This is a genomic window from Paenibacillus sp. MZ03-122A (genome assembly GCF_024213325.1).
Taxonomy (GTDB): domain Bacteria; phylum Bacillota; class Bacilli; order Paenibacillales; family Paenibacillaceae; genus Paenibacillus; species Paenibacillus polymyxa_B.
On sequence record NZ_JANAVI010000003.1, the window covers coordinates 136,817 to 149,913 of the forward strand.

General features: G+C 45.5%; 14 protein-coding genes. 10 read left to right on the forward strand and 4 right to left on the reverse strand.

The window, feature by feature from the left end; genetic code table 11:
* Nucleotides 1-195 precede the first annotated feature (195 nt).
* The 3 genes from NLX74_RS07765 (at nt 196) to NLX74_RS07775 (ending at nt 3,326) form a co-directional block, all read left to right on the forward strand.
* The gene (locus NLX74_RS07765; RefSeq protein WP_061829254.1) at nt 196-1,896 is read left to right on the forward strand and encodes a methyl-accepting chemotaxis protein; all 1,701 of its coding nucleotides are present in this window, start codon (nt 196-198) and stop codon (nt 1,894-1,896) included.
* Nucleotides 1,897-2,060: 164 nt separating this feature from the next.
* Nucleotides 2,061-2,567 (forward strand): hypothetical protein, encoded by a 507-nt coding sequence (locus NLX74_RS07770; protein WP_254328386.1) that lies wholly within the window; start codon nt 2,061-2,063, stop codon nt 2,565-2,567.
* Between the two features lie 354 nt (nt 2,568-2,921).
* Entirely contained in the window at nt 2,922-3,326 is a 405-nt protein-coding gene (locus NLX74_RS07775) for a hypothetical protein (protein WP_235309559.1), read from the forward strand.
* 109 nt (nt 3,327-3,435) lie between these two features.
* Here the strand turns inward: NLX74_RS07775 and NLX74_RS07780 are convergent, their stop codons facing one another.
* Both NLX74_RS07780 and NLX74_RS07785 read right to left on the reverse strand, forming a co-directional pair.
* Nucleotides 3,436-4,212 carry a sporulation protein gene (locus NLX74_RS07780; RefSeq protein ID WP_254328387.1) on the reverse strand — a complete coding sequence of 259 codons (777 nt, stop codon included), beginning with the start codon at nt 4,210-4,212 and terminating at the stop codon, nt 3,436-3,438.
* Nucleotides 4,213-4,383: 171 nt separating this feature from the next.
* Nucleotides 4,384-4,980 (reverse strand): thymidine kinase, encoded by a 597-nt coding sequence (locus tag NLX74_RS07785; protein ID WP_023989232.1) that lies wholly within the window; start codon nt 4,978-4,980, stop codon nt 4,384-4,386.
* A gap of 208 nt (nt 4,981-5,188) precedes the next feature.
* Between NLX74_RS07785 and NLX74_RS07790 the strand changes: the two genes are divergently transcribed.
* The 6 genes from NLX74_RS07790 to lipB all read left to right on the forward strand — a co-directional run bounded on the left by NLX74_RS07790 (nt 5,189) and on the right by lipB (nt 11,351).
* Nucleotides 5,189-5,422 (forward strand): hypothetical protein, encoded by a 234-nt coding sequence (locus NLX74_RS07790; RefSeq protein ID WP_069289844.1) that lies wholly within the window; start codon nt 5,189-5,191, stop codon nt 5,420-5,422.
* A 125-nt stretch (nt 5,423-5,547) separates the two neighbouring features.
* A complete protein-coding gene (gene lpdA, locus NLX74_RS07795; RefSeq protein WP_254328388.1) occupies nt 5,548-6,969 on the forward strand; it encodes a dihydrolipoyl dehydrogenase in 1,422 nt (473 codons plus the stop codon).
* Between the two features lie 140 nt (nt 6,970-7,109).
* A complete protein-coding gene (locus tag NLX74_RS07800; RefSeq protein ID WP_025723034.1) occupies nt 7,110-8,138 on the forward strand; it encodes a thiamine pyrophosphate-dependent dehydrogenase E1 component subunit alpha in 1,029 nt (342 codons plus the stop codon).
* 2 nt (nt 8,139-8,140) lie between these two features.
* Nucleotides 8,141-9,127 (forward strand): alpha-ketoacid dehydrogenase subunit beta, encoded by a 987-nt coding sequence (locus NLX74_RS07805; RefSeq protein WP_039270974.1) that lies wholly within the window; start codon nt 8,141-8,143, stop codon nt 9,125-9,127.
* A gap of 88 nt (nt 9,128-9,215) precedes the next feature.
* Nucleotides 9,216-10,607 carry a dihydrolipoamide acetyltransferase family protein gene (locus tag NLX74_RS07810; RefSeq protein WP_254328389.1) on the forward strand — a complete coding sequence of 464 codons (1,392 nt, stop codon included), beginning with the start codon at nt 9,216-9,218 and terminating at the stop codon, nt 10,605-10,607.
* A 45-nt stretch (nt 10,608-10,652) separates the two neighbouring features.
* Nucleotides 10,653-11,351, forward strand: coding sequence for a lipoyl(octanoyl) transferase LipB (gene lipB, locus NLX74_RS07815; RefSeq protein ID WP_039270978.1), 699 nt, complete (start codon nt 10,653-10,655; stop codon nt 11,349-11,351).
* 118 nt (nt 11,352-11,469) lie between these two features.
* Here lipB and prli42 read toward each other — a convergent pair whose 3' ends face one another.
* On the reverse strand, nt 11,470-11,574 hold the full coding sequence (gene prli42, locus NLX74_RS07820) for a stressosome-associated protein Prli42 (RefSeq protein WP_023989226.1): 105 nt from the start codon (nt 11,572-11,574) through the stop codon (nt 11,470-11,472).
* A gap of 85 nt (nt 11,575-11,659) precedes the next feature.
* Between prli42 and NLX74_RS07825 the strand changes: the two genes are divergently transcribed.
* Complete coding sequence (locus NLX74_RS07825) at nt 11,660-12,793, forward strand: tripeptidase T (protein ID WP_039270980.1); 1,134 nt, start codon at nt 11,660-11,662, stop codon at nt 12,791-12,793.
* Nucleotides 12,794-12,864: 71 nt separating this feature from the next.
* On the opposite strand, the gene mciZ is transcribed toward NLX74_RS07825, so the two are convergent.
* Nucleotides 12,865-13,008, reverse strand: a complete 144-nt coding sequence (gene mciZ, locus NLX74_RS07830) for a Z-ring formation inhibitor MciZ (protein ID WP_076159536.1) — start codon at nt 13,006-13,008, stop codon at nt 12,865-12,867.
* Nucleotides 13,009-13,097 lie beyond the last annotated feature (89 nt).

Here is a 13,097-nt window from a genome sequence, read left to right on the forward strand (position 1 = left end):
TACAATTGTTGGGGATTATAAAACATAATGCTCTCACGAGGTTATAAAATAAACCTGAATCAGTTGCACCAACCATCACGAAGAAAAATTTCCCTTTTGTAAACAGTTCTGAAATTCTCTTTAAATTTGATATAAACAATGTGTCGTTTGTTGTCGATATAGTATCTAATATAAAGAGAACTGAGGAGCGAATATATGAAATTTAACATTCGAACAAAATTGATATTGGGTTTTCTTGCAGTAATAATATTATTGATTGTCATTAGTACAACATCTATCTCAAAAATGAAAAATTTAGGCGACACTTCGATGGAAATAGATAGCCATTGGATGCCAAGTGTGACTATCCTGGGAACACTAAATGGTGATATATCTGATGTAGAGCGGATCTCATTAAACATTATTGTAGAACGTGACCCAGAAGAAATGGAGAAGGTTCAGGCTGAATATGATAAGGTTTTAAAAAAGGTTGAGGACGATCGAAAAATATACGAAAAATTAATTGCTACCCCTAAAGAACGCGAAATGTATGAAGAATTCTCCAAAAATTATACGGAGTATTTGGCTAAGTTGCCAGAAATGATTGAAGCGGGGAAAGCTAATGATTACACTCAATCAAGCATCCTTCATCAAGAGTCCTATAAGTTATGGTATAGTTCAAACGATATGATCAGTCAGCTCATTAAATTGAATGCAGATGGATCTAAACAGACTACGAAAGAAGCTGTTGACAACTTTATTTCAGGTAGACAACTGGTCATCGTTTTGAGTATAGCAGCCGTTATATTAGCATTGATCATGGCAATCATCATAGCCCAAATTATATCTAAACCTATCTTGCGAATCAGTCGTGCTGCTGAAAGTATCGCATCGGGTGATCTTACAAGTGAAGCTATCATTGTGAAGGGCAAGGATGAGATCAGTACGTTGGCACATTCCTTTAATGTCATGGTTGAGAACCTTCGTGAACTGATTCAATCTGTGAGTAAGACGACTGAGCTGGTAACCACTTCCTCAGAAGAATTGACGGCCAGCGCAGAGCAAAATAGCCAAGCTTCTGCACAAATAACCGAAACGGTGCAAGAAGTAGCTACTGGAACAGGAGACCAGGTAGATATGGTGACGAAATCGTCCCAAGCTATTGAGGAAATGTCTATCGGTGTTGAGCAAATCGCCATCCGCGCGCAAAATGTATTCGCATCTGCGCAAGATGCGGCCCATAAATCGGCTGAAGGTAACCAGATGATTCAACAGGCAGTTACGCAGATGAATGCCGTAAATGATTCGATGAATGGATTGGCAGATCTCATGGCTGGATTGGGAGAGCGCTCAGACGAAATTGGCAAGATCATTGATGTTATCACCAATATTTCTAGTCAGACCAACCTTCTTGCCTTGAACGCTGCGATTGAAGCGGCCCGTGCAGGAGAACATGGTCGCGGATTTGCTGTAGTTGCAGGCGAAGTTCGCAAGTTGGCTGAACAATCGGCTCATTCTGCTCAACAAATTACGGAGCTTGTGGGATTGATTCAAAAGGATACTACCCATGCTATTGAGGCGGTAGCGTCCAACGGGAAGGATGTCATGACAGGTCGTGAAGTTGTCCAAAATGCAGGCGCATCCTTTGAACTAATTCAGGAAACTGTAAATAAAGTGGCCAGTGAAATTGAAGAGGTTTCTGCCGGATCAGAACAAATGTCTGCAAGTACGGATGAGATTGTTGGTTTTGTCAGACAAATTTCAGCGATTGCTGAAGAAGCCGCAGCAGGGACACAACACGTATCTGCCGCAACTCAGGAACAGCTGGCATCTATGGAGGAAATTGCTTCTTCTGCAAGAAATCTGTCCCAAATGGCGGAAGACCTGCAAGGGCAAATTGGTAAATTCAAAGTATAATTCGTATACTGCTTTTTATGTTTAAGAGGAACTAGCTGCTCTATTGTGAGCGGCTTTTTTCTGTTTTTTTTATTAATATATTGTGATTAAAGGGTGGAGATATGAGGAGCCTGTAATTGGAACGATATGATATAATGGTGTGAAATTCTTTGGGTTGGAGTGACATGATGGATAATAAGACTGAACTTAAAGCAAGTGAACTACGTCAGTTAGCGATAGACAAAATTATAGCTACACCATTTTTGAGTGATTTTAAATATCTGAAAAGCAGAAAAGTTTTGAAAAAAGAAACCAAGGAATTTATATTTGAAATTAGTTTTGGTGCGACTAAATATGGTGCATTAAAAGTTTATATTGTCGTAGAATCCAAAAAAATTAAAAAGAAGTATAGTACTGGGGCTTGTTTTCACAGTGAGTTGATTGCTCTCACCAAGAAATATACGGAAAACAGGGATTACCTTGTGTCCACAGAAGCTGAAAGAGAACGGGTGATCCAAGAGATTATTGAAGATATTTACACTTTCGCGTTGCCCTTTTTCAAGCGATTTGAACATGTAGAAACACTAGCAGAACAAGTACATAAGTCAGGCTTTTTACCGCACCGCAAACGCTTTGATAAGTTTAATCCGTTAACGAAAAGATTCATTGATTTTTATTATCAAGGGAAGTAATGTAGCCATCTGGGCCATTTTTATTCTCACCATTGGGCACTAGATAAGCATTATGATAAGGAGAACGATCTTTATAGAGGGGATATTATCGTTTTTCAAAAGGATGATGTACAATTTGTAAAACGGGTCAATGTACTTCTCAGGAAAAGATGATTTACCTAATATGCTCAGTTAGAGGCGAGTCGGATGTTGCACGGGAGGGTACGATTTTTATATGGAGACCATCAGATGAACAGCACAGAGGCTGTATACACGGGTATATTTCAATGAATAAAGCTATAGGCTAAGTCATCGCATTGAACGGGCTAGTGGTATTAACCCAATTGATTCTAAAGCAAAGGCGGGGATGAGAGCATGTGGTATAGTCTGACTTGGGTGTTCTTGGGCGTGTTGTTGGTGGGATTGGGTTGGATTGTTAAAGTAAGGCGTAGTCGCAGCAGCAACAAACAAGTGAATGAACAGCGGGACAGTAATGTCGTTGAATTTCGTCCTCGTAAGTCCGCTCGACAATCCCGTACCCGTAATGAATCTAAGTCTAAAGTGTCCTCCGGTCCACGCACGAATGCAAAAGCAGCAGGTATTCAGGCCCAAACTGGGTTTGGACTGTCTGACTCTATCCAGGGCACAGGCAAGCAAAAATGCTCCTTTTGTAAAAAAGAAGATAAATTAACCTTCTATGCGGATGACAATGGGTCGTTGTATGGGGTATGCAAAGAGTGTAAGCATAAGGCGGAAAGACAGGATATGTTGCCACTTTAGTCTATACAGACGATTGAGGACCATCATTAAAGAATTTTTTTAATTAATAAAAAACTCCCAACCGATGTAGTAAATTGGTTAGGAGTTTTTTGTTTGTATTTTTACATTGTTATCTAATTTGTCTGTCAATTAGTTCCTCGAGTGCATCCGCTATGTGATCGGGTCCATAGGAGAGCTCTTCCCGGCTTAAGCTCAACCAGGCATGGCGCTCATCCATATCAAATGCAGTCTCAAGCCAACCAGAAAACCCTTTGCCTCTGCGGTCTACTTCTACAAGCACGTGCACACCCTCGGGTTCCAACTGCATAACCAGCTCCAGCTCCTCGATATCACGTGCATATTCTGATCCGGGCGTAAATTCAAATTCCTGTACGTACGGAACGCCGCGTCCCAGCTTAGGATGACGTTCGCAGGTGGAGGAGCGGAATCGGAAGCCCAACAGGTGAACCGCCTCAAACACTGTATTCATATAGGGATGTGGCTCGATTTTGAGTGAATCACGATCGGTCGGGTCCAAAGCCATGCCAATATCTAATGCTGTTTCCAGCCAGACGGGCTGTTTGGCGTGAGTAACAGGAGTTTCCAATGGCAATCTGAAGGAAAAAGGAATTTCAAGCTCCTGTCCTTGCTCTAGATGAAAGCCGTCAGATACCTTAATCCGTGCAATGCAGCAGGTGCTGGTAGTTTTTTTATCATCGTGCTCCACGATATATTCAGTCTTGAGCTCGATGTCAATTTTGCCGATTTCCTGATCAATTTTGCCGCCTTTGATGCGCATGATGCCACTAAGTTCTTCCCCAGGCACATATACAGCTTGATCCACCAGCGTATCGACTTTAGCTGAACCGATTCCTGCGCTTGCTAAGATTTTGTTAAAAAAACTCATTATTCCGTCCCCCCAGATAATCTCATGGTCATGATATACAAACGAAAACTAAAAACTTGTACAGCTTAACCGGATATACGGGGCAATGGTTCGATTCGTTCCAAAAAAATGCAAGAAAAAAGTCACTGGTACTCACGTAGGCATATTGCAGCTTGTCGAGCTATCTGTCCACTAATCGCAGTTCACTTTATGAGGAGGTATAAAGCAATTTCGACAACGAGGCTCATAAGCCTCAGAGTCGCCGATCATCACAATAGGTCCCACAGTGGAAGGTTTACCATTTACCATACGTTGCGTAAATACTGCTTCCGAGCTACCGCAGACAGCGCAAAAGGAAGTCAGCTTCTCAATGTCATCCGCCATGGCGAGCAGACCACCGACATAGCCGAACTCCTTGCCTCGATAATCCAGATTCAGCCCATCGGCAATTACATGCTTGCCGCAATAAGCTAGCTCTTGTACAAGCGACATAATATGACGACTGAAAAACTGGACTTCGTCAAAGGCAACCACGTCGGCATCTTTTGTTTCTTGCAAAATACGCTGAACGAGCTCATCTGTAAGTTTTCTTGGGATAGAGATAGCGGGCAGCCGATATCCGATCCGGCTTACTATTTCGTCCTCAGCATAGCGGTTATCTTCAGCGGGTTTGTAAGCTACCACTTTACGATGCCCGTATTGGATTAGTTTTTGACAGCGGCGAATCAATTCGCCGGATTTTTCACTGAACATGGGGCCTGTAATAATCGTAATTCGTCCTGTAGGCAAAGCGAATTCCCCTCTCTGTAACATGTACATAACACTGTAAATCTTCTTCTCCGAAAGAAAACGCCATTATAGATTACCATAACCAGCCGTATACAGACTAGAGAAAATATATTGATTTTCGACATGTTTTTGTATGTCCATTCCTAAAACGTAAATGTGGTCGTCATTGCTCTGCCGCCGCGGGCATGATATGGTGAAGCGTAGTGGAATGAAGGGAAGAGTGAAAGGCATGGACGAAAAAAATACGGATTATAGTGCCAAAAAAGGAGCATTACTGGAGCAAGGGCTGATCAGCCCGCAAGCTCTAGAACTCATCACTGAGCTGGAGACAGAGCTGAACTTTCTGCGCAAGCAAAATGAATCATTTCGCAAGGCGCTGCGAGCCAAATCAGCACAAAGTTCAAGGATGTCTACTAAGTTACGAGATGCACTGTATGAATGATATGGAAAGATTCTGGATTAAAGGGTTAGTTTTTTTGTAGCCTATGCCTAAACGCTATATTTTGTACAGTGAAATAAAGAGAGTACAATAAGCTATATATAATCAATTGTTAATGGAGGAGAAACATGACTATACATTGTGATGTCGCTATTTTGGGTGGAGGAACCGGGGGGTATGTAGCAGCCATTCGTGCCGCCCAGCTAGGCAAAGAAGTGGTTATCATCGAAAAGGACAAGCTTGGCGGAACCTGTCTGCACCGTGGTTGCATTCCGAGTAAGGCCTTGCTACGCAGTGCGGAAGTATATGCCACGATTAAAGAAAGTGCACAATACGGTATCGAGACATCGGGAGCACAGCTTGTATTTCCCAAGGTTCAGGAACGTAAGGAAGCCGTTGTGGAACAGCTGCATCAGGGCGTTCAATTTTTGATGCGTAAAAATAAAATTACGGTACTGAGCGGTAAGGGACGCGTGATTGGCCCGTCTATATTTTCTCCAAAAAGCGGGGCAGTTGCCGTGGAACTAGAAGACGGTGAGATGGAAACGATTGTTCCTGCACATCTCATTATTGCAACAGGATCACGCCCGCGTGTGCTGTCCGGACTAGAGCCAGATGGCGAATTTATTCTGAGCAGTGACGAAGCGTTAACGATGGAGGAGCTGCCAGCATCCCTGATTATCGTGGGCGGTGGTGTTATTGGCGTGGAGTGGGCTTCCATGCTAAATGATTTTGGCGTAGAGGTTACGGTGGTTGAAGCTGCGAATCGACTTATTCCCACGGAAGACGAAGACGTTTCGCGTGAAATGCAGCGCTTGTTAACCAAGCGTGGTGTCAAGGTGCTGACGGGTTCACAAGTGCTGGCTAAAACATACGGCAAAGATGAGGAAGGTGTGCAGATTGACGTGCAAAAAGGGGAAGAAACCGAAACCCTCAGCGCTTCCAAACTGCTCATTTCTGTAGGGCGTCAGGCAAATGTGGAAAATATAGGGCTGGAAAATACGGATATCCGCGTAGAGCGTGGCTTTATCTCAGTTAATGAATATTTGCAGACGAATGAACCACATATTTACGCCATTGGGGATTGCATCGGCGGCTTACAACTAGCGCATGCAGCGAGCCATGAAGGTTTGCAGGCGGTTCATCATCTGGCGGGCGAAGATTTTCACAGTGTACCTAACCATCTGATTCCGCGGTGTATTTATACACGTCCTGAAGCCGCAAGCGTCGGCTTAACGGAGCAAGAAGCCCGCGAGCGTGGACATCAGGTGAAGACAGGGAAGTTCCCTTTTCAAGCTATCGGGAAATCGCTTGTATACGGCAGTCGGGACGGCTTCGTCAAAGTAGTGGCCGACGAGAAGACCAATGATATTCTCGGTGTACATATGATCGGTACGCATGTGACGGACCTGATCAGCGAGGCGGCTCTTGCGCAACTGCTGGATGCTACGCCGTGGGAAGTCGGACAGCTTATTCATCCGCATCCGACGTTGTCGGAGATTTTGGGAGAAGCGATGCTGGCCGTTGATGGACAGGCGATTGGCATATAAACGTTTCAAATAAATCGGTGCTTTTCTTTTTGGGGAGAAAAGGATTATAATGGGGTTAGTCAGAGTTTAGTACCAGGTTTTAAGACAAGATGGTACTAGGTACTGGAAGTAGGATGTTTGACACTTAAGGAGGTGCCTCAATGAGTTCTAAAGGCGCTGTAGACGCTGGCTTCAGACATGAACAGCTAGGACTTACTCACGGACAAGTTATTGATATGTACAGATATATGTTGCTTGCAAGAAGATTTGACGAGCGCAACATGCTCCTGCAACGGGCAGGGAAAATTAATTTCCACGTTTCCGGCATTGGACAGGAGGCGGCACAAGTAGGTGCAGCTTTCGGCCTTGACCGGGAAAAGGACTATTTTCTTCCCTATTATCGGGATTATGGATTCGTGCTTGCGGTAGGAATGACGCCGCGCGAACTGATGCTGTCGGCATTTGCTAAGGCAGATGATCCCAATAGCGGTGGTCGCCAGATGCCAGGACATTTTGGTAGTAAACGGCTGCGTATTGTGACAGGCTCCAGCCCAGTAACAACACAGGTTCCGCATGCAGTAGGTGTAGCTTTGGCTGCCAAAATGCAGAAAAAGGATTTTGTATCGTTTGTTACGTTTGGAGAAGGCTCCAGCAATCAGGGAGATTTTCACGAAGGCTGTAACTTTGCTGGTGTACAAAAGCTGCCAGTCATTATTATGTGCGAGAACAATCAATATGCGATATCGGTTCCGATTCATAAACAGTTGGCAGGCAAGGTAAGCGACCGTGCTTTGGGATATGGATTTCCAGGGATTCGAGTCGATGGTAATGATGCATTGGCGGTATATGCGGCGGTGAAGGAAGCACGCGAACGTGCTGTCCGCGGTGAAGGTCCTACGCTGATCGAAGCCATGATGTACCGACTGTCTCCTCACTCCACCTCGGATAATGATCTGGCTTACCGGACCAAGGAGGAAGTGGATGAGAACTGGGCCAAGGATGGCGTAGCCCGTATGAAAAGCTACTTGATCGAATGCGGCATTTGGGATGAGGCCAAGGATGCGGATCTGTCGGCTGAGCTGCTGCTCGAAGTCAAGGAAGCGATTGAATATGCAGATAAAGCGCCTTTTCCAAAGCCCGAAGATACGCTGCTGCATGTGTATGCAGATAGCGATGGGGAGGGCCGGTAACGATGGCGATTATGGAATATATTGATGCGATTCGTCTTGCCATGAAAGAAGAGATGGAGCAGGATGAAACGGTTTTTGTATTAGGTGAGGATGTCGGGGTGAAGGGCGGTGTCTTTACAACGACAAAGGGGCTTATGGACCAATTCGGTGAGCAACGTGTTATGGATACGCCATTGGCTGAGTCGGCTATTGCCGGGGTTGCGATTGGTGCGGCCATGTACGGGATGAAGCCGATTGCCGAAATGCAATATTCGGACTTCATGCTTCCGGCGACCAATCAGATTATTAGTGAGGCTGCTAAAATCCGCTACCGCTCTAACAACGATTGGAACTGTCCTGTGGTAATCCGCGCGCCAATCGGTGGTGGGATCTTTGGCGGTTTGTATCACTCTCAGTGTCCAGAATCTATCTTTTTTGGTACGCCGGGTTTGAAAATTGTTGCTCCATTTACCCCTTATGACGCAAAAGGATTGCTAAAAGCAGCCATTCGTGACCCTGATCCGGTGCTGTTTTTTGAAAATAAAAAATCCTACAAGCTGATCAAGGGTGAAGTGCCTGAGGATGATTATATCGTTCCGATTGGCAAGGCTAATCTATTACGTGAGGGTGACGATATTACGGTCATCGGTTATAGCCAGCCTTTGCATTTTGTCATGCAGGCTGCTGAGGAATTGGAGAAGGAAGAAGGTATTACCGCGCATGTTGTGGATTTGCGTACACTCCAACCGCTGGACCGCGAAGCCATTGTTGAGGCTGCACGACATACAGGTAAGGTATTAATCGTGCATGAGGACAACAAAACGGGCGGCATCGGTGCCGAGGTATCGGCTATTATTAATGAGGAGTGTCTGTTCGAGCTGGATGCGCCGATTGAGCGTCTATGTGCTCCTGATGTACCAGCCATGCCGATCAGTCCACCGATGGAGAAGTTTTATATGTTAAACAAGGATAAAGTTAAGGAAGCCATGCGCCGTCTTGCAATGTATTAATATAGGGCAGATTGGACGAAAGCATTCCAAAAGTATAGCGGGGGTAGCGGAAAAACGCGCCCTCCTATGATGTTAAGGAGTTGAAAAAATGTCAGACCAAACACAATGGAACGACGTGACCATGCCACAATTGGCAGAATCGCTCGTATCGGCGACAATTGCCAAATGGCTCAAACAACCTGGTGAAACGGTAGAGCAATTCGAGCCGATTTGCGAGGTTATTACAGATAAAGTGAATGCAGAAATCCCATCCACGTTGGACGGCATTATGGGTGATCTGTTTGCAGAGGAAGGTCAGACAGTAGCGGTAGGAGAATTGATTTGCCGTATCCAGACGAAGTCGGCTGCACCTGCGGCGGCATCAGGGGCGACACCTGTTGCACCAGCATCTCAAAGTACCGTACAAACACAATCTCAGCAGAGTGCTGGATCGGATCAGTCCATGAGAGGACGTTTTTCCCCAGCGGTGCAAACCCTGGCTGCTGAGCATAATGTGGACTTAAGCCAAGTACCAGGCACGGGCATGGGGGGAAGAATTACCCGCAAAGACGTGCTGAATTATGTGCAGCAGGGCGGTTCTGCTCCTACTGGAGTATCTGGACAGCCGACTGCGACGACATCAGGACAAGGCTCTCCTTTTGCAGGAAGACAGCAGTCTGCCACTCGGCAAGGTACACCGATTCAAAATATGGACCCTGCTATTCCGGTTCGTAACAGTGGGATTCATTTGACGGAGGCTCCAAAAGCCCCTGTGATCGAAGTTGAGGGTGGCAACAATAACAGATCCGAGTATTTTATTGATGTTACACCCATTCGCAGTGCAATTGCTCGCAATATGCGACAAAGCGTTTCCGAAATTCCACATGCTTGGACGACGATTGAGGTGGATGTGACCAACCTGGTGATGCTCCGTAACAAGATCAAAAACGAATTTAAGCAAAAAGAAGGCATTAACATTACGTATCTGGCTTTCCTTATGAAAGCAGTCGTGAATGCAATCAAGGAATATCCGATTATGAATTCGGTCTGGGCAGTGGACAAAATTATCGTCAAAAGAGACATCAATATTTCGCTAGCCGTAGGTACGGAGGACTCCGTTCTTACCCCTGTTATTAAAAAAGCGGATCAGAAAAATATTGCTGGATTAGCTCGTGAAATTGACGATTTGGCACGTAAAACCCGGGAAGGCACGCTCAAACTGGACGACATGCAAGGCGGAACGTTCACTGTAAACAACACAGGCTCCTTTGGTTCAATTTTATCTTATCCGGTGATTAATTATCCGCAGGCTGCAATTCTTACCTTTGAATCCATTGTCAAAAGACCCGTGGTTATTGATGATATGATTGCGGTCCGCTCGATGGCTAATTTGTGCTTGTCACTGGATCATCGCATTTTGGACGGAGTGATTTGCGGACGATTCTTGCAACGGGTTAAAGAAAATCTAGAAGGCTACACTTTAGATACGAAGCTGTACTAATCATCCGAACAGTGGGGGAAATGTACGGAGAGGAAGTGACAGGCCGTGAACAGACGACCGCTTGATGTAACCTATACGAATAGGATGGAATATGCCCATGCATGGGATGTCCAGAAGGAGATCGTGGGAAAGCTGGATGCAGGAGAGGCAAGAGAAACGCTTATGCTTCTCCAGCATCCGCCGACCTATACGATTGGTTCTCAGCGGCATCCTGAACATTTGCTCCTCACACCAGAGCAACTGAAGGAGCAGGGAATCAGCGTCTTTCAGATTGACCGGGGGGGAGACATTACATATCATGGGCCGGGGCAGCTTGTCGGATATCCTCTACTTATGCTCGGCAACCGGGAGGCGCTGAATCTGCACGGATACCTTCGAAGTCTGGAAGAAGTGATCATCCGGTTGTTGGCATCTTATGGAGTTGAGGGAAGCCGTAAGCCTGAATATACGGGGGTATGGATCGGGAATCTTAAAATTGCGGCCATTGGCGTCAAATTCAACAAGTGTAAGCACCGTCGGGGCTTCGTAACCAGCCATGGCTTTGCCTTTAACATCAAATCAGGGATACAGCATGAGGGCTTTGAGGGCATTGTCCCGTGCGGAATTCAGGAATACGGTGTGACATCATTGGAGGACTGCATACAGAAGCCTATATCGGTGGAGCAGATTGCGAAGGAAATTGTACCGTACTTTGAACAGCAATTTTCATTTGTTGCGCAATGGCAAACGCATTCTTTCCAATAAAGTAAGGCGGGCTTGAGTATCTACACGGAAGCCCGCCTGTTTGCTTTACGTAACAGCTCGTCCACTTCGAGGCCTCAATAGTGCCTTAGAGCAGCCGGATACCTTGAGCGGTAATTTATTATAGTGGCATAATAAACGGCTCAATTACCATGAACAGCGTAGAACCAATCATAGCTGCGAGCATAATGTAGACGAAAAAACGAACCCATTTTTTGTTCGACATGTGTAACTCCTTTAGGATAGGTTTAAGTCATAGATAAGAACATCTATCCGTATTGTAGCGTAATCGGGAAAGAGAGGAAAGTTTAATGACAGTAAAAGTAGTAAAAGACCGAATCGTACAGGAATTTATGGAACTCGTACAGGTGGATAGCGAAACGAAAAATGAGCAGGAAATATCACGTGTTCTAAAAGAAAAGTTTAATGCACTCGGGCTGGAAGTAATGGAAGACGATTCTCGTGAAAGAACCGGACATGGTTCAGGCAATCTGATCGTCACCTGGAAAGCGGAAGGTGTGGAGCAAGCACCCAAATTGTTTTTTACCTGCCACATGGATACCGTTACTCCGGGTAAAGGCATTAAGCCACAGTTGGGTGAGGATGGCTGGATTCGTAGTGACGGTTCAACGATTCTGGGGTCTGACGACAAGGCGGGAATTGCTGCTTTGTTCGAGGCGATTCGTGTCGTGCGCGAGCAGAATATTCCCCATGGTCAAATCCAGTTCGTGATTACGGCTGGCGAGGAATCTGGATTGATGGGTGCACGGGCGATGAAGCCGGAAGTGCTAGATTCTGATTTCGGATATGCTTTGGATTCAAATGGTGAGGTCGGCTCTATTTGTATAGCTGCCCCAACGCAGGCACGTATTGAAATGAAGATAACTGGGAAGTCCGCTCATGCGGGGGTAAATCCCGAAGATGGCATTAGTGCCATTCAGGTCGCTTCTAAAGCAATTTCTAAAATGAAACTAGGACGGATTGATAAGGAAACGACCGCTAACATCGGCAGTTTCGAGGGCGGCGGCGCGACAAATGTGGTATGCGATTTTGTATTGATCCGTGCAGAGGCACGTAGTATTGTGCAAGAAAAGGTTAATCATCAAATCCAGCATATGCGTGAAGCACTGGAAACCACCACACGTGAATTTGGTGCACAGGGAGAGTTCCGCAGTGAAGTCATCTATCCGGCATTCAGCTTTACGGAGCATGATGAAGTTGTACAGGTTGCTCAGCGTGCGATTCAAAGACTGGGACTGGCAACGCCAACCTTTCATTCCGGTGGTGGCTCAGATGCTAATGTATTCAACGGGCTTGGAATTCCAACGGTAAATTTGGCTGTGGGCTACCAGAACATCCATACAACAGAGGAAAAGATTAAGGCCGATGACCTGGTGAAGGTTGCTGAAGTTGTCGTAGCTCTGATTCAAGAAACCACAAAATAAATTTGTATTATACACTTGCAACATACTGAAAAAAGGTTCAGGTTAAAGACAGGAACAGCGTTCCTTCGTCTTTAGACCTGAACCTTTTTTGGAACAGCTAGCGAAGCGATGGTGGCTGTAGGTCCATGTTCCTTTTGCCATTGACGCAAGAGTGCTTGAATCTGCCAGGCTTTACCAACGATATGGAGGGTGCTTTCAGTACGGTAGCTTTTCATTTCTGCATCTCCTCAGGACAGGAAGTTTGTTATTCTACCACCAGCATATGTACAAAGTGGACAAGTTAGACTAACTTTGGTGATAATTA